Source organism: Duganella sp. 1411 (assembly GCF_017833525.1).
Taxonomy (GTDB): Bacteria; Pseudomonadota; Gammaproteobacteria; order Burkholderiales; family Burkholderiaceae_D; genus Rugamonas.
This window is the reverse complement of the sequence record NZ_JAFICD010000001.1, coordinates 1466676-1482096: the sequence shown is the minus strand read 5'-3', so window position 1 is coordinate 1482096 and position 15421 is coordinate 1466676. Positions and strand designations below refer to the sequence as shown.

At 62.8% G+C, this 15421-nt stretch carries 16 protein-coding genes and 2 tRNA genes; 17 read left to right on the top strand and 1 reads right to left on the bottom strand.

Translation table 11 applies throughout. The annotated features are described in order from the left end of the window. Window positions 1-84 precede the first annotated feature (84 nt). The 12 genes from JOD97_RS05870 (at window position 85) to JOD97_RS05815 (ending at window position 10952) form a co-directional block, all read left to right on the top strand. Window positions 85-161, top strand: a tRNA-Val gene (locus JOD97_RS05870). A 53-nt stretch (window positions 162-214) separates the two neighbouring features. Then, a tRNA-Val gene (locus tag JOD97_RS05865) sits at window positions 215-291 on the top strand. A 199-nt stretch (window positions 292-490) separates the two neighbouring features. After that, window positions 491-2398 (top strand): threonine--tRNA ligase, encoded by a 1908-nt coding sequence (gene thrS / locus JOD97_RS05860; protein ID WP_209714178.1) that lies wholly within the window; start codon window positions 491-493, stop codon window positions 2396-2398. A gap of 21 nt (window positions 2399-2419) precedes the next feature. Next, window positions 2420-2959: a translation initiation factor IF-3 gene (gene infC / locus JOD97_RS05855; protein WP_330920917.1), complete on the top strand. Its 540-nt coding sequence runs from the start codon at window positions 2420-2422 to the stop codon at window positions 2957-2959. A gap of 267 nt (window positions 2960-3226) precedes the next feature. Further along, window positions 3227-3424 carry a 50S ribosomal protein L35 gene (gene rpmI, locus JOD97_RS05850; RefSeq protein ID WP_119811915.1) on the top strand — a complete coding sequence of 66 codons (198 nt, stop codon included), beginning with the start codon at window positions 3227-3229 and terminating at the stop codon, window positions 3422-3424. A gap of 23 nt (window positions 3425-3447) precedes the next feature. After that, on the top strand, window positions 3448-3807 hold the full coding sequence (gene rplT / locus JOD97_RS05845; protein WP_090313948.1) for a 50S ribosomal protein L20: 360 nt from the start codon (window positions 3448-3450) through the stop codon (window positions 3805-3807). A 101-nt stretch (window positions 3808-3908) separates the two neighbouring features. Then, entirely contained in the window at window positions 3909-4928 is a 1020-nt protein-coding gene (gene pheS, locus JOD97_RS05840; protein ID WP_209714176.1) for a phenylalanine--tRNA ligase subunit alpha, read from the top strand. Window positions 4929-5015: 87 nt separating this feature from the next. Further along, window positions 5016-7442 carry a phenylalanine--tRNA ligase subunit beta gene (pheT, locus tag JOD97_RS05835; RefSeq protein ID WP_209714174.1) on the top strand — a complete coding sequence of 809 codons (2427 nt, stop codon included), beginning with the start codon at window positions 5016-5018 and terminating at the stop codon, window positions 7440-7442. A gap of 173 nt (window positions 7443-7615) precedes the next feature. Then, the gene (locus JOD97_RS05830; RefSeq protein WP_019919772.1) at window positions 7616-7963 is read left to right on the top strand and encodes an integration host factor subunit alpha; all 348 of its coding nucleotides are present in this window, start codon (window positions 7616-7618) and stop codon (window positions 7961-7963) included. Window positions 7964-7980: 17 nt separating this feature from the next. Further along, window positions 7981-8388 carry a MerR family transcriptional regulator gene (locus JOD97_RS05825; RefSeq protein ID WP_209714172.1) on the top strand — a complete coding sequence of 136 codons (408 nt, stop codon included), beginning with the start codon at window positions 7981-7983 and terminating at the stop codon, window positions 8386-8388. Between the two features lie 147 nt (window positions 8389-8535). Beyond that, on the top strand, window positions 8536-9168 hold the full coding sequence (locus JOD97_RS05820) for a response regulator transcription factor (RefSeq protein ID WP_090313944.1): 633 nt from the start codon (window positions 8536-8538) through the stop codon (window positions 9166-9168). A gap of 155 nt (window positions 9169-9323) precedes the next feature. After that, entirely contained in the window at window positions 9324-10952 is a 1629-nt protein-coding gene (locus tag JOD97_RS05815) for a CHASE3 domain-containing protein (RefSeq protein ID WP_209714170.1), read from the top strand. Here the strand turns inward: JOD97_RS05815 and JOD97_RS05810 are convergent. Beyond that, on the bottom strand, window positions 10849-11658 hold the full coding sequence (locus JOD97_RS05810; protein ID WP_209714168.1) for a Crp/Fnr family transcriptional regulator: 810 nt from the start codon (window positions 11656-11658) through the stop codon (window positions 10849-10851). The genes JOD97_RS05815 and JOD97_RS05810 overlap by 104 nt on opposite strands. Before the next feature lie 217 nt (window positions 11659-11875). On the opposite strand from JOD97_RS05810, the gene JOD97_RS05805 reads away from it, so the two are divergent. From JOD97_RS05805 to JOD97_RS05785, 5 genes are all read left to right on the top strand, one after another. After that, the gene (locus JOD97_RS05805) at window positions 11876-12562 is read left to right on the top strand and encodes a response regulator transcription factor (RefSeq protein ID WP_209714166.1); all 687 of its coding nucleotides are present in this window, start codon (window positions 11876-11878) and stop codon (window positions 12560-12562) included. Further along, complete coding sequence (locus JOD97_RS05800) at window positions 12555-13703, top strand: cell wall metabolism sensor histidine kinase WalK (protein ID WP_209714164.1); 1149 nt, start codon at window positions 12555-12557, stop codon at window positions 13701-13703. The genes JOD97_RS05805 and JOD97_RS05800 overlap by 8 nt, the downstream gene beginning before the upstream one ends. A gap of 244 nt (window positions 13704-13947) precedes the next feature. Further along, window positions 13948-14376 carry a type IV pilin protein gene (locus tag JOD97_RS05795; RefSeq protein WP_209714162.1) on the top strand — a complete coding sequence of 143 codons (429 nt, stop codon included), beginning with the start codon at window positions 13948-13950 and terminating at the stop codon, window positions 14374-14376. Next, the gene (locus JOD97_RS05790) at window positions 14364-15005 is read left to right on the top strand and encodes a Tfp pilus assembly protein FimT/FimU (RefSeq protein WP_209714160.1); all 642 of its coding nucleotides are present in this window, start codon (window positions 14364-14366) and stop codon (window positions 15003-15005) included. The genes JOD97_RS05795 and JOD97_RS05790 overlap by 13 nt, the downstream gene beginning before the upstream one ends. Then, entirely contained in the window at window positions 15002-15421 is a 420-nt protein-coding gene (locus JOD97_RS05785; RefSeq protein ID WP_209714158.1) for a prepilin-type N-terminal cleavage/methylation domain-containing protein, read from the top strand. Before JOD97_RS05790 ends, JOD97_RS05785 begins: the two co-directional genes overlap by 4 nt.

Genomic DNA, 15421 nt, shown 5'->3' with positions numbered 1-15421 from the left:
TCGCGCAGTCATAGTGCGTTTTGTAAATGTTTCCGATTATTGCCCTTGTTTTTCTCCGAATCGCTCTCTATAATGCTGGTCTTCGGGCGGTTAGTTCAGCTGGTTAGAATACTTGGTCGACATCCAAGGGGTCGCAGATTCGAATTCTGCACCGCCCACCAGATTACGTAGCACAGTGGTAAAAAGCGGTAAAATAGAAGTAATGCAGTACAACGGGCGGTTAGTTCAGCTGGTTAGAATACTTGGTCGACATCCAAGGGGTCGCAGATTCGAATTCTGCACCGCCCACCAGAACATGTAAGAGCGAGAAAGGCAATCCGGTTATGACACCGCGAACTACTACCAAGCTTTGGGAGTGACGCTAGTCGATCGGGATTCTTTTGCTCAAAAAAAGAGAAAACGCGGCTAGCCCGCGTTTTTTTTTCGTCCGCGTTTTTATTCACGCTTCAACGTTGTTACTACACCGGCCCCGCGCCGACAGGAGATCACTATGCTTTCAGTCCGCCTTCCAGATGGTTCTGCCCGTGAATTCGACGGCCCAGTCACCGTGGCTCAAGTGGCGACCAGCATCGCCACCAGCCTGGGCAAGGCCGCGCTGGCCGGCAAGGTCGACGGCAAAGTGGTGGATACCTCTTTCCTGATCGAGAAGGATGCCGATCTGGCCATCATCACCGACAAGGACCCGGAAGGCCTCGACGTGATCCGCCACTCGACCGCCCACTTGCTGGCCTACGCCGTCAAGGAACTGTTCCCGGACGCGCAAGTGACCATCGGCCCGGTCATCGAAAACGGCTTCTACTACGACTTCTCGTACAAGCGCCCGTTCACGCCGGACGACCTGGTGGCGATCGAAAAGAAAATGACCGAACTGGCCAAGAAGGACGAGCCGGTCACCCGCAAGGTGCTGCCGCGCGACGAGGCCGTCGCTTACTTCAAGTCGATCGGCGAGGACTACAAGGCCGAGATCATCTCGTCGATTCCGGCCGACCAGGACGTGTCGCTGTACTCGGAAGGCAAATTCACCGACTTGTGCCGCGGTCCGCACGTGCCGTCGACCGGCAAGCTGAAAGTGTTCAAGCTGATGAAGCTGGCCGGCGCCTACTGGCGCGGCGACAGCAAGAATGAAATGCTGCAGCGTGTCTACGGCACCGCCTGGACCAAGAAGGAAGACCAGGAGCAGTACCTGTTCCAGTTGGAAGAGGCGGAAAAGCGCGACCACAGAAAGCTTGGAAAGCAATTGGACTTCTTCCACTTTCAAGATGAGGCGCCGGGCCTGGTGTTCTGGCATCCGAAGGGCTGGACCATCTGGCAGCAGGTCGAGCAATACATGCGCAACAAGTACCAGATCAACGGCTACCAGGAAGTCAAGGCGCCGCAGATCCTCGATTCCAGCCTGTGGGGCAAGACCGGCCACTGGGACAACTACCGCGAAAACATGTTCGTGACGGAATCGGAAAACCGTTCCTACGCGCTCAAGCCGATGAACTGCCCGGGCCACGTGCAGATCTTCAACAGCAACATGCGCAGCTACCGCGACCTGCCGCTGCGTTACGGCGAGTTCGGCCAGTGCCACCGCAACGAGCCGTCCGGCGCGCTGCACGGCATCATGCGCGTGCGCGGCTTCACCCAGGACGACGGCCACATCTTCTGCACCGAAGAGCAGATCGAGCCGGAAGTGGTGGCTTTCCACACGCAAGCGATGGAAGTGTACAAGGACTTCGATTTCCACAACATCGACGTCAAGCTGGCGCTGCGTCCGGACAACCGCATCGGCACCGACGAAGTCTGGGACGAGGCCGAGGACGCGCTGCGCTCCGGCCTGCGCGCCTGCGGCGTGACCTGGACCGAGTTGCCGGGCGAGGGCGCGTTCTACGGTCCGAAGATCGAGTACCACCTGAAGGATTCGCTGGGCCGTCCATGGCAGGTCGGCACGATGCAGGTCGACTTCTTCATGCCGGAGCGCCTGGGCGCCGAATACGTGGCGGCCGACAACAGCCGCAAGGTGCCGGTCATGCTGCACCGGGCCATCGTCGGCTCGATGGAGCGCTTCATCGGCATCCTGATCGAGAACTACGCGGGCGCTTTGCCGGCCTGGCTTGCTCCGGTGCAAGTATCGGTGCTGAACATCTCCGACGCGCAGGCCGATTATGTGGCCCAAGTGACGGAAAAGCTGCGCCGCAGCGGCTTCCGCGTGCAGAGCGATTTGCGCAACGAGAAAATAACCTATAAAATACGTGAACATTCCGTCCAAAAACTGCCCTACATCCTTGTAGTCGGCGATAAAGAGCGGGATGCCAACACCGTGGCCGTGCGGGCACGGGGCAATGTCGATCTGGGCGTCATGTCCGTCGATGCCCTGATCGAGCGACTCCAGCAAGACGTCGCCAATAAAGCCTGATCGCACTGGCCTTACCATTAGATTTTAAAAGGAATCACCATAGCTACTGACAAGTCGCATCGCATCAACGGCGAAATCACTGCCCCTGAAATGCGTTTAACCGGGGTCGAGAACGAGCCGCTCGGTATCGTCACTTTGGCCGAAGCCTTCCGCCTGGCGGAAGAGGCCAATGTCGACCTGGTCGAGATCGCGCCAACGGCGGTACCGCCGGTTTGCCGTTTGATGGACTACGGCAAATTCAAGTATTCGGAGCAGAAAAAGGCTCACGAAGCTAAATTGAAGCAAAAGATCATCGCGGTCAAGGAAGTCAAATTCCGTCCGGGCACCGATGACGGCGATTACAATATCAAGTTGCGCAACCTTATCAAGTTCCTCGACGAGGGCGATAAGACCAAGATCACGCTGCGTTTCCGCGGCCGCGAGATGGCGCACCAGGATATTGGCTTCCGCATGCTGGAACGCCTGAAGGCCGATCTGGAGCCGTACGGCCAGGTCGAGCAGTTCCCGAAGATGGAAGGCCGCCAGATGATCATGGTGTTGTCTCCGAAGAAAAAGAAGTAAGCTTTAGACCCGCACGGCGATTCGTCGCGGGGTCGTACCCCGGACGGGGTACGACCCCTTCGGTCTGTGGGTTAAGGAAGGGCGCCACCATGGCGCCCTTTTTATTTGCTGCAGAATCGCCGCAACTGGTCTATAATTGCCGGCTGTTGTAAATGTAGTGGACTCGCATCTGCTGCAAAAACAAGTGAAAGCAGGCATCTAAGCGTGACGTCGTGTCACCACCTGCAATCCTGTTTGATATGGAGCTACCCAAGAGGGTAGATTGCTATGCCAAAAATGAAAACCAAAAGCTCCGCGAAGAAACGTTTTCGCGTGCGTCCGGGTGGTACTGTTAAATCGGGTATGGCGTTCAAGCGCCACATCCTGACCAAGAAGACCACCAAGAACAAGCGTCAGCTGCGCGGCACCCGTAACATCAACGCATCGGACGTCACGTCCGTCATGCGCATGATGCCATCCGCTTAATCTCACACTTTTAAGGAGTTACTATGCCTAGAGTAAAACGTGGGGTTACAGCTCGTGCCCGTCATAAAAAAGTCTTAAACCTGGCCAAAGGTTACCGTGGTCGTCGCAGCAAGGTTTACCGTGTTGCCAAGCAAGCAGTCATGCGCGCTGGCCAATACGCCTACCGCGACCGTCGTAACAAGAAGCGCGTCTTCCGCCGCCTGTGGATCGCCCGTATCAACGCCGCTTCCCGTGAGCATGGCGTGACGTACAGCGTGTTCATGAACGGTCTGAAAAAAGCTTCGATCGAACTGGACCGCAAGGTTCTGGCCGATATGGCAGTGATGGACAAGCCGGCCTTCGCCGCGATTGTCAACGCTGTGAAAGCAAAAATCGCTGCGTAAGCATTGATTGTTGATCGCTGGCCCCTCACCGGGCCGGTGGTTGGGAACGGGGCAAAGGTCTAGACCTGTGCCCCGTTTTTGATTGAGGATAAGAAAAACGCATGGACTCCCTGGAACAACTCGTCGCCTCAGCAGTGCAGGATTTCACGGTCGCGCAAGATGACGCCGCCGCGCTGGAAAATGCCAAAGCCAAATACCTGGGCAAGACCGGCCAGATCACCGAATTGATGAAGGGGTTGGGCAAGCTCGACCCGGAAGCGCGCAAGGCGCAGGGCGCGTTGATCAACGCCGCCAAGGGACAAATCGAAGCGGCGTTGACGGCCCGGCGCGACGCGCTGGCCGACGCCCAGATGCAAACCCGTTTGAACGCCGAGGCGATCGACGTCTCGCTGCCTGGCCGCGGACGCGCCGGCGGCGGCCTGCACCCGGTCATGCGCACCTGGGAGCGGGTCGAGGAGATCTTCCGCTCGATCGGTTTCGACGTGGCCGACGGCCCCGAGATCGAAAACGACTGGACCAACTTCACCGCGTTGAACAGCCCGGAGAACCATCCGGCGCGCTCGATGCAAGACACTTTCTATATCGACGGCAACGACAGCGAAGGCAAGCCGCTGCTGCTGCGCACGCACACCAGCCCGATGCAGGTGCGCTACGCGCGCAGCCACACGCCGCCGATCAAGGTCATCGCGCCGGGCCGCACCTACCGCGTCGACAGCGACGCCACGCACTCGCCGATGTTCCACCAGGTCGAGGGCCTGTGGATCGCCGAGGACATCAGCTTCGCCGACCTCAAGGGCGTGTACCTGAACTTCGTCAAGGCCTTCTTCGAGACCGACGACTTGCAGGTGCGCTTCCGTCCGTCGTATTTCCCGTTCACCGAACCGTCGGCCGAGATCGATATCGCCTTCGGCTCCGGACCGCTGAAGGGCCGCTGGCTGGAAATTTCCGGCTCGGGCCAGGTGCATCCGACGGTGGTGCGCAATTTCGGCCTGGACCCGGAAAAGTACATCGGCTTCGCGTTCGGCTCCGGCCTCGAGCGCCTGACGATGCTGCGCTACGGCGTCAGCGACCTGCGCCTGTTCTACGAGGGCGACCTGCGCTTCCTGAAGCAGTTCAACTAAGAACACTGTTCAGTACACTACACGCGGTCGAGCGCGGCCGGCTGGCACGGCAGGCGCTCCCGCTGGACACTCTTTGAAGGCTTGATTATGCAATTCTCCGAAAACTGGCTCCGTACCATGGTCGATCCGAAGATGACTTCGGACGAACTGGCCCACCTGCTGACGATGTCCGGCCTCGAAGTGGAAGAGGTCGAAGCGGTCGCGCCGCCGTTCTCCAACGTCGTCGTGGCCGAGGTGCGCGAGGTGGCCAAGCACCCCAACGCCGACCGCCTGACCCTGCTGCAGCTGGACATCGGCACCGGCACCCTGCTCAAGGTGGTCACCGGCGCGCCGAACATGCGCCAGGGCTTGAAGGTCGTGGTCGCCGTGGCGCCGGCGGTGCTGCCGCCGGGCGCCGACGGCAAGCCGTATGAGATCAAGGTGGGCGAGCTGCGCGGCGTCGAGTCGCAGGGCATGCTGTGCGGCGCCAAGGAGCTGCGGCTGCCGGAAGAGGGCAGCACGCTGCCGTCGCTGCCGGACGACGCGCCGGTCGGCCAGAACTTCCGCGACTACTACGCGCTCAACGACCTCAAGTTCACCATCAAGCTGACCCCGAACAAGGCGGATTGCCTGTCGGTGCTGGGCGTGGCGCGCGAAGTGTCGGCGCTGACCGGCGTGGCGCTGCACGCGCCGCAGTCCCGCAAGGTCGCCGTCAACAGCGACGAAGTGCTGCCGGTGACGATCGCGGCGCCGGACCTGTGCGGCCGCTTCTCCGGCCGCGTGATCCGCCACCTGAACGCCAAGGCCGCCACGCCGGACTGGATGAAGCAGCGCCTCGAGCGCAGCGGCCAGCGCTCGGTGTCGGCGCTGGTGGACATCTCCAACTACGTCATGCTGGAGCTGGGCCGTCCAACCCACGTGTTCGACCTGGCCAAGATCCACGGCGGCCTGACCGTGCGCTGGGGCAAGAGCGGCGAGACGTTGAAGCTGTTGAACGGTAACACGGTCAACATCGACGAATGGGTCGGCGTCATCGCCGACGACAAGGAAATCGAATCGCTGGCCGGCATCATGGGCGGCGACGCCACGGCCGTGTCGCTCGACACCGAATCGATCTACCTGGAAGCGGCGTTCTGGTGGCCGAACGCCATCCAGGGCCGCGCGCGCAAATATAACTTCTCGACCGACGCGGCGCACCGCTTCGAGCGTGGCGTCGACTACGCGACCACGGTCGAGCACATCGAGCGCATCACCTCGCTGCTGATAGAGATCTGCGGCACGCCGGCGACCAAGGTCGGCCCGGTCGACGACCAGATCGTCAACATTCCGCAACGCGAGCCGGTCAAGATGCGCACCGCGCGCGCGCAGAAAGTCATCGGCGTGGCGCTGGACGACAAGCTTGTGGCCGACATCTTCACCCGCCTGGCGCTGCCGTTCACGCTGGAGGAGGGGGTGTTCTCGGTGACCTCGCCGAGCTACCGCTTCGACATCGAGATCGAGGAAGACCTGATCGAGGAAGTGGCGCGCGTCTACGGCTTCGAGAACATCCCGACCGTGGCGCCGGTGGCCGCCAACACGATGATCCTCGCGCCGGAGAACACCCGGTCGCTGTTCGCGGTGCGCCACCAGCTGGCCGACCTGGGCTTCCAGGAAGTGGTCAACATGAGCTTTGTCGAAGCGGCGTGGGAGCAGGATTTCGGCGGCAACGCCGATCCGATCAAGCTGCAAAACCCGATCGCCAGCCAGATGAGCGTGATGCGCTCGACCCTGGTCGGCAGCCTGGTGGCCAACGTGCGCTACAACCTGAACCGCAAGACCAACCGCGTGCGCGTGTTCGAAGTGGGCGCGGTGTACCAGCGCGACGACAGCGTGGCGGACGGCCCGCTGACGGTGGCCGGCTACCGGCAGCCGAAGCGCGTGGCCGCGATCGCTTACGGTAGCGTGGCGGACGAGCAGTGGGGCCAGGATAGCCGCGCGGTCGATTTCTTCGACCTCAAGGCGGACCTGGAGCACTTGTTCGCGCCGCTGCAGCCGCGCTTCGTCAAGGCCGAGCATCCGGCGCTGCACCCGGGCCGTTCGGCGCACGTGGTGCTCGACGGCAAAGTGATCGGCTTCATCGGCGAGCTGCATCCGCGCTGGCTGCAGAAGTACGAGCTGCCGAACGCGGCGGTCGTGTTCGAAGTGGATGCTGTTGCTTTGCAGCAACGACCTGTGCCAGAATACGTGGAGATTTCCAAGTTCCCCGGCGCCACCCGCGATCTGGCCGTCGTCGTCAAGCAGGCCGTTCCGGCACAGGATTTGCTGGACGCATTTAATGCTGCCGTGCAAGCAAGTCCGCAAGGAAAGATCGTGCAAGCCATTGTTTTGTTTGATGAATATCGTGGAAAAGGTTTGGAGTCGGACGAGAAATCGCTTGCTTTCCGCTTTAGCTTGCAAGATACTCAAAACACGCTGCAGGACGATGTCGTCGAGGCGGTGATGAGCGCCGCAGGCGATGCGGCCAAGCAAAAACACGGCGCCCGCCTGCGCACCTGACGCGCCGGCGAGACGTCCAGCAGACCGACGCGGTTTCTTTTTTTGATCATTCGGGAGTCCGGCACAAGGCCGGACTCATTCGTTCTTTGATAAGGCAGGGCAGGAAAATTAATAACAACGACGTTGATTCCGCCGTACTCCAATCCGCATTGGCTGCCGATTTGCATCGCGCCATGCAGGTCGCCAAGGTACGCCAGGATGCGGAAAAAGATTTGCCCACGCTCACCAAGGCGGAGCTGGCCGAACTGCTGTTCGAACAGGTCGGCCTGAACAAGCGCGAGGCCAAGGACATGGTGGAGACTTTCTTCGACGAGATCCGCAACGCGCTCGAGCGTGGCGAGGCCGTCAAGCTGTCCGGATTCGGCAACTTCCAGTTGCGCGACAAGCCGCAGCGCCCCGGCCGCAACCCCAAGACCGGCGAGGAAATCCCGATCACGGCGCGCCGCGTGGTGACCTTCCATGCCAGTCAAAAACTCAAGGGCATGGTCGAAGAGAGCAATCCGATGGCGCGCGCCGCCTGAGTGGGAGCTGAGAAGCGATGAACGATCGTCTCGCCAAGTCCGAACTGGTCGTCCTGCCGCCGATACCGGCCAAGCGCTACTTCACCATCGGTGAGGTCAGCGAGCTGTGCGGCGTCAAGCCGCATGTGTTGCGTTACTGGGAGCAGGAATTCACCCAGCTCAAGCCCGTCAAACGGCGCGGCAACCGCCGCTATTACCAGCATCACGAAGTGCTGCTGATCCGCCGCATCCGCGAACTGTTGTATGAACAGGGCTTCACCATCAGCGGGGCGCGCAATAAACTCGACAGCCGTGCCTACGATGGCGCGGCGGCGGAGTATGATGGCGGTTCCGGCGAGGAGGCGCAAGCCGTTCCCGCTCCGTTGGACCGCGAAATGATACGCAGCGAACTGCTTTCCATCCTCAGTCTGCTTCAGCAAGACTAGCGCGCGCACCGCTGCGCGCGGGGTGGCAAGAAGCTAATTCCTGATATACTTTCAATATTATTCATTTATCAGCGACGCTGATATACACGGTGGCGTGAAGTCCGGCGGGCCCGAGCGGGCGCGAGCCGGACAAGACGAGGGGAAACAATGATACGCGTTGCCATTTGTGACGACCATCAAATAGTTAGAGCAGGATTTAAACAGATTTTTTCGGCGTCGGACGATTTCGACGTGGTCGCGGAAGCCGGCACCGGGCGCGAGGCGCTCGATATCGCGCGCCGCGAGATTTGCGACGTGCTGCTGCTCGATATCGCCATGCCCGACCAAAGCGGCATCGATACCTTGCGCACCATCCGCCAGGGGCAGCCCGATCTGCCGGTGCTGATCCTGTCCGGGTATCCGGCCCAGCAGTACGCGCTGAACCTGTTCAAGATGGGCGCCAACGGCTATCTGAACAAGGAATGCGAGGCCGACGAGCTGATCACCGCCGTGCGCACCGTCTACCAGGGCCGGCGCTATGTCAGCTCGACCGTCGGCGAACTGCTGGCGCAAAGCTTCGACCGCGATCCGAACACGGCGCTGCACACCGAGTTGTCCGACCGCGAGTTCCAGGTGTTCCTGCGGCTGGCGCGCGGGGCGACGGTGTCCGATATCGGCGTGGCGTTGTCATTGAGCATCAAAACCGTCAGCACCTACCGCACCCGCATCATGGAAAAGATGGGGATGCAATCGAATAGCGATTTAACATATTACGCTATGAAAAACAATTTGCTGGACTGACGCCAGCCCCGCCGGCCACGCTCCAGGCCGCTTGCTTAAAGGATACAGTTGCGCACTCTTGGGGTGCGCGGCTACTGCATCTATTTCCCTAACGGACTATAATGACCCGGCATGGCGTGTTGCCTGGCATCTAAACCCCGTCGCGAAGGAAGTGGATGTATTTCACCGTCGAAACAGCGCCGCATCATCGCTTGCCGCTGTACAAGACCGTCTTGTGCGTGACCTGCGCCTTGTTGCTGATCGTGAACGGCTTCAGCCTGTTTTACAATCTGCAGGCGCTGCGCGGCGCCCAGGTGCTGCTGGGGCAGAGCGCGCGCGTGGCCGACCGGCTGCAATATCTGAACGTGCTCGTGCTCGACGCCGAAAGCAGCATGCGCGGCTATTTCCTGTCCGGCAGCGACGCCTATCTGGGGCCGACCCGCAGCGCGCTGGCCGACAGCGAACACGAATTCAAGGAACTGCAAAAGTTGCTGGCCGATAATCCGACCCAGCTCAAGAACCTGACCCAGCTGCAAACCCTGGTGCGCCGCCGCCTGACCACCGTCAGCCAGGCGATCGATGTCTACCGCGAGGGCGGCCTGGACGAGATCGTCAAGATCGCCAAGCTCAGCGACGGGCGCGGCAGCATGGACGAGATCCGCCTGCAGGTCGTCATCATGGAGCAGGAGCAGAACGAAACCATGGCCACGCGCAGCGCCATGTTTTATCAGGAATACCAAAAGGCGGTGTTGCTCGGCATGAGCATCAACGCCGTCGCCATCGTGGTGCTGATCATGTTCTACCAGCTGGTGCGGCGCAGCTTCGCCAACCGCGCGCAGGTCGAGCACGCGCTGCAGGCGGCCAACGAGACGCTCGAATCGCAGGTCGAGCAGCGCACCGAGCAGCTATCGGTGCTGTCGCGCCACCTGATCAGCATCAGCGAGGAGGAGAAGGTCCGGCTGTCGCGCGAGCTGCACGACGAGATGGGCGCCTTCCTGACGTCGATCAGCATGGATATCGCCGCCGTCACCCAGCAGTTGCAGAAGAACCAGCCGGAATTGGCCGTGCAGCTCAAGCGCGCGCGCGGCACCCTGATGGAGGCGGTGGAGATGAAGCGCCGCATCGTCGAGAATCTGCGACCCAGCCTGCTGGACAACCTTGGCCTGTGCGCCGCCATCGAAAGCTATTGCGACGAATTCAGCCGGATGTCGAAGGTGCGCTGCGATTGCGACGTCGCCGCCGACATCGAGGCGCTGGGCCGCGATTCGGGCGACCTGTCGATCGCGCTGTTCCGCATCGTGCAGGAGTCGCTGACCAATATCCGCAAGTACGCCAAGGCCAGCCGCGTGACGGTGACCTTGAACCGCAACCAGGAAGCGCTGATGCTGCGCATTATCGACGACGGCATCGGCATCGACGCCAATAACATCGTCAAGCCGATGTCGCACGGTTTGCTGGGGATGCGCGAGCGCGCCTTGCTGCTGGGTGGGACGATGACGATACGCCGTGGGCGTAACGATGCGGGGACGTGTATCGAGGTGGCCATTCCGCTGCGCCGCACCGACGGCCGCGATGGCGGTGGCGAGGACGCCGCGCCGGCGCCGGGTCAGGAACGCCGCATGCGGGCTTCCATCCTCGATGAGGCGGTGACGGCGGCGCCGGCGCCGTTGCCGCCGCTGCCGGCCGCCCTCACCGATGTGCTTAACAGCGTGCTACATCCACCAGCAGACGATCGTACTCCGTCTTCGCCACCTTATAGCACTCACCCGCATAATCCTCCAAGCCTGAGCGATCAAGCACGGTGATGTTGCCGCGGCGGTAGGTGATCAAGCCTTCGTCCTGCAACTTGCCGGCGGCGGCGGTGATGCTCTCGCGGCGCACGCCCAGCATGATCGAAATCATTTCCTGCGTGACCTTGAGCTCGTTCGATGGCGAACGGTCCAGACGGTCGAGCAACCAGCGGCACAGCTTTTGTTCGATCGAGCTGTGGCGGCCGCCGACGGCGTTCTGCGCCATTTGCGCGAACAGCGCGGTGTTGTAGCGCATCAGCAGGGCCGGCAGGGCGCCGCCCTGGTTGAAGGCGTCGCGCAGGTGCTGCGCCTTCATGCGGTAGCCGTAGCCGGCCGCCTGCACCACGGCGCTGCACATGGCGCGCTCGCCGGCGAACAGCGACACGCCGACCACGCCCTCGTGGCCGACCACGGCGATCTCGGTGGTGGCGCCGTCTTCCATCACGTACAGCAGCGACACGATGGCGGTGGTGGGGAAGTGGACATATTCCATCGCGCCGCCGAATTCAAACAGCTCTTTGCCAAAGGGCAGGGTGACCAGTTCCAGATGTTCGAACAGGGATTCGAGCACCTCGCGCGGAAGCGCGGCCAGCAGTTCGTTCTGCTGGGTGCCGCTGTAGCTGACAACAGGCCGCGACGCAACCTTAAACTCTTTGGAATCGACCGCCATGGTGCTCGACACGGTGGATTTCTCGGTTGCGTTGACTTGGGTGTTGTTCATATTTTCCTCACTAATCTCTGGCTATACACATCACGTCGGGGATAGCTGACGCGTTGATGCCACTTTAGGGGGAATGTTAGTTTGCGAACATAAGAGGAGTGGACGCACAAATGTAGGCTTGCAACATGGTTGGCTGTAGGTCTGGTCCTACACCGCAGCTATATTTCCTGTCGGCCCCGGTGCATAATGCACAAATCCCAGTCGAAGGGCGCACAACATGCATGTACTCGTAGTGGAAGACGACGCCGTCCTCGCGGACGGTCTGAGCCGTGTGTTGGGCGGCCACGGCATGGTCGTCGAAGTGGTCGGGGACGGCGCCCGTGCCGACGCGCTGCTGCAGCGCGCCGGCGGCGCCGAGGTGGTCGTGCTCGATATCGGACTGCCCGGCATCGACGGCTTCGACGTGGTGCGCCGGCTGCGCGCGCGCGGCAGCCTGGTGCCGGTGCTATTGCTGACGGCGCGCGACGCCGTCGAGGACCGCGTGCGCGGGCTGGAGCTGGGCGCCGACGACTACCTGGTCAAGCCGTTCGCCACCGCCGAGCTGGTCGCGCGGCTGCGGGCGCTCGCGCGCCGCAACACGCCGAAGCCGACCGTGCTGGCGCTGGGCGAACTGGCGCTGGATTTGACCGCCCGGCGCGCGCGGGTGCGCGGCAACCCGGTCGAGCTGTCGGCGCGGGAATGGGCGGTGCTCGAATACCTGTTGCAGCACGGCGCGCGGGTGGTGTCCAAGCAGCAGATCATCGAAGCGATCCTGCCGTGGGGCGACGACCTGACGCTGAACGCGGTGGAGGTCTACATCTCGCGGCTGCGGCTGAAGATCGCCGACGCCGGCGTCTCGATCCGCACCATCCGCGGTTTCGGCTACATGCTGGAGTCGGCCGCGGCGCGGGGGGCGGATGACTAGCATCAGGGTGCGGCTGCTCAAAACGCTGATCGTCCCCATCCTGCTGATCAACCTGGCGGGTGGGGCGTTGGCCTACATGCTGGCGTGGCTGCCGACGCGGATCGTCCTCGAGACTGGCCAGTCGGAGGCGCCGGGGCAAGGGCAAGGGCCGGCCGGCGCCACCCGGGCCGCGCCGACGGCACAGATCGCGGTCGACAACATGCCGCACCAGATCCGGCAAGCCGTGGTGCGCGGGCTGGTGCTGCTGGAAGTATTGATCGCGCTCGCTTGCATCGGCCTGATCTGGTTCTCGGTGAGTAACGGGCTGCGGCCGTTGAACCGCCTGCGCGCCGGCCTCAACGCGCGCGACGGCGACGACCTCGCGCCGATCGCGCTCACCGATGTCCCGTATGAACTGGAGCCGGTGGTATCGGCCCTCAACGGGCTGTTGGACAAGGTCGGCGACGGCGCCAAGGCGCGGCAGGACTTCCTGGCCAACGTCGCGCACCAGCTGCGCACGCCGCTGGCCGGGCTCAAGACGCAGCTCGAATGGCTGGGCGCGCGCCACGCCGAGCCGGACACGGCGCACTCGGTCAAGCTGATGCTATCGGCCACCGAGCGCATGATACGGCAGACCAACCAGTTGCTGGCGCTGGCGCGGGCCGAGCCGAACCACTTCGAAAGGACGCGGCTGGAGCCGGTGGCGCTGAACCTGCTGGTGGAGGACGCGATCCAATCGTTCGTCGAGCAAGCCACGCGCAAGGGGATAGACATCGGCTTCGATCTGCGGCCGGTGGAGGTCAACGGCGACCGTTTCCTGCTGCGCGACCTGATCGACAACCTGATCGACAACGCGATCCGCTACACGCCGGCGGGGGGCACGGTGACGGTCGGCTGCCGGCCGGACGCGGCGGGTAACGGCTGGCTGACGGTGGAGGACAGCGGCCCGGGCATCCCGGCGGCCAAGCGCGAGCAAGTGTTCAGCCGCTACGTGCGGCTCGACGACAAAAGCCACGGCAGCGGGCTGGGGCTGGCCATCGTGCGCGACATCGCCGTGGTCCACGGCGCCGGCCTCGACATCGGCGACGCCGCCGGCGGCCAGGGCGCGCTGTTCACGGTCCGCTTCCCCAACTCCGGGGTCAAGTCTAACATTACTACATAAGCCCGGTTGTAAGGGCGGAGGATCGCTGCTTACGGTTCAGGTCGTGTAGCAATGTTAGACTTGACCCCGAAGTTGCCAGCCCGGTTGTAAGGGCGGAGGATCGCCGCTTACGGTCTAGGTCGTGTAGCAATGTTAGACTTGACCCCGGAGTTGTTGTTTGTCAGGTGTTTGTCAGCATTTCCTCAGGGTAATGCAAGCTTGGGGGCGTAGACTGGTTCCAGAAGATAACTTTCGGGAGCCGGCCATGAATAAACGTTTGCGCAACGGTTTTACGCTGATCGAGGTCATGGTCACCGTCGCCATCGTCGGCATCCTGCTGGCCGTGGCCATTCCGGCGTATGGCGATTACGTTATCCGCGGCCGCTTGAGCGAGGCCTTCACCGCCCTCGGCGGCGCCCAGCCGGCGGCCGAACAGTATTGGTCGAACAACCGCACCTACCTCGGCTTCGGCACGGCCAATGCCTTTCCCACCAATACCGCCTACTTTAATTACTCGCTCAGCGCGGCGTCGGCGTCGACCTATACCTTGACCGCGACCGGCGTCGGTAAAATGGCCGGCTTCGTCTACACCATCGATCAGAACGGCACCCACGCGACCACCGGCTCGCCCCCCGGCTGGGGCGTCAACGCCGCCTGCTGGGTCGACCACAAAGGTGGCGCATGCACCAATTGACGCCAGCGTCCCGGCCCGGCCAGCATGGCGTGACGCTGGTCGAGCTGTTGGTGACGATGACTATTTTCGGCATCATGCTGGCGATCGGCATTCCCAACGCCAGCCGCTGGCTGCTGGCCAACCGCGCGCGCGGCGCCAGCGAGTTCTACGCCGACGGTTTCAGCCTGGCGCGCCGCCAGGCCGTGGCCCACAACGCCTTCAGCCGCATTTCGCTGACGCCGAACGGGAACACCGGCCAATTGGATTGGCAGGTCGATATCTGCTTCGCCACCCAGGCCGCCCAGTGCTCCGCCACGCAGGGCGCGTGGTCGACCACCGACGCGCCCTCGGCCAGCGATCCGGAGGGCGCCGCCGGCTGGAAATCGGTGTTCCGCGCCGCCGACGCGCTGCCGCCGGCCGAGATCCTGCAGCCGACCACGCAGCCGGTCGGCAGCAACCAGGTCTATTACACGCCGCTGGGCTGGGTCGATCCTTTGTTCGCCGGGCGCGTCAACAGCCTGCGCCTCGATCCGTCCACCGCCTACGCCGCCGACGTGCCGCCGGTGGCGCTGGTGGTGACCCTGGCCGGCATGGCGACCAAGTGCAATCCGACCTTGCCCGATACCGATAACCGCGGGTGCCCGCCATGAGGCCCGTTCCCGCCCGCCGCCGCCAGGGCGGCATCGCGCTGCTGGAGGCGATGCTGGCCATCGTGATCCTGGGCATCGGCCTGCTGGGCACGATCGGTTTGCAGGCGCGTGCGTATTCGGCGCTGTCCGACGCCGGCATGCGCGCCGAGGCCACCATGGCCGGCGAGAAGCTGCTGGGCGTGATGACGGCCGATGCCGCCAACCTGGCCAGCTACAACCTGGCCGAGAACGGCACGCCCGGCGCCGCCATCGCGCCGTGGCTGACCGAGACGCGCGCGGCCATCCCCGGCGCCCTCGTCTCCGTCACCGTGGTCCGGCAGACGTTCCAGACCCAGGTCGATATCGCCATCCGTTGGCAGCGCAAGGCCAACACGGACCAGAACCGCCATCTGGTCACCGCCTATATCGCCAATTGA

Excerpts from the sequence above, each read along its gene's own strand:
- JOD97_RS05800 (WP_209714164.1), top strand. The coding sequence starts at position 12,555 with ATGACTAGCATCAGGGTGCGGCTGCTCAAAACGCTGATCGTCCCCATC.
- JOD97_RS05810 (WP_209714168.1), bottom strand. The coding sequence starts at position 11,658 with ATGAACAACACCCAAGTCAACGCAACCGAGAAATCCACCGTGTCGAGC.
- thrS (WP_209714178.1), top strand. The coding sequence starts at position 491 with ATGCTTTCAGTCCGCCTTCCAGATGGTTCTGCCCGTGAATTCGACGGC.
- JOD97_RS05785 (WP_209714158.1), top strand. The coding sequence starts at position 15,002 with ATGAGGCCCGTTCCCGCCCGCCGCCGCCAGGGCGGCATCGCGCTGCTG.
- pheT (WP_209714174.1), top strand. The coding sequence starts at position 5,016 with ATGCAATTCTCCGAAAACTGGCTCCGTACCATGGTCGATCCGAAGATG.
- rpmI (WP_119811915.1), top strand. The coding sequence starts at position 3,227 with ATGCCAAAAATGAAAACCAAAAGCTCCGCGAAGAAACGTTTTCGCGTG.
- JOD97_RS05805 (WP_209714166.1), top strand. The coding sequence starts at position 11,876 with ATGCATGTACTCGTAGTGGAAGACGACGCCGTCCTCGCGGACGGTCTG.
- pheS (WP_209714176.1), top strand. The coding sequence starts at position 3,909 with ATGGACTCCCTGGAACAACTCGTCGCCTCAGCAGTGCAGGATTTCACG.
- JOD97_RS05825 (WP_209714172.1), top strand. The coding sequence starts at position 7,981 with ATGAACGATCGTCTCGCCAAGTCCGAACTGGTCGTCCTGCCGCCGATA.
- JOD97_RS05795 (WP_209714162.1), top strand. The coding sequence starts at position 13,948 with ATGAATAAACGTTTGCGCAACGGTTTTACGCTGATCGAGGTCATGGTC.
- JOD97_RS05820 (WP_090313944.1), top strand. The coding sequence starts at position 8,536 with ATGATACGCGTTGCCATTTGTGACGACCATCAAATAGTTAGAGCAGGA.
- rplT (WP_090313948.1), top strand. The coding sequence starts at position 3,448 with ATGCCTAGAGTAAAACGTGGGGTTACAGCTCGTGCCCGTCATAAAAAA.
- JOD97_RS05815 (WP_209714170.1), top strand. The coding sequence starts at position 9,324 with ATGTATTTCACCGTCGAAACAGCGCCGCATCATCGCTTGCCGCTGTAC.
- JOD97_RS05790 (WP_209714160.1), top strand. The coding sequence starts at position 14,364 with ATGCACCAATTGACGCCAGCGTCCCGGCCCGGCCAGCATGGCGTGACG.
- JOD97_RS05830 (WP_019919772.1), top strand. The coding sequence starts at position 7,616 with ATGCAGGTCGCCAAGGTACGCCAGGATGCGGAAAAAGATTTGCCCACG.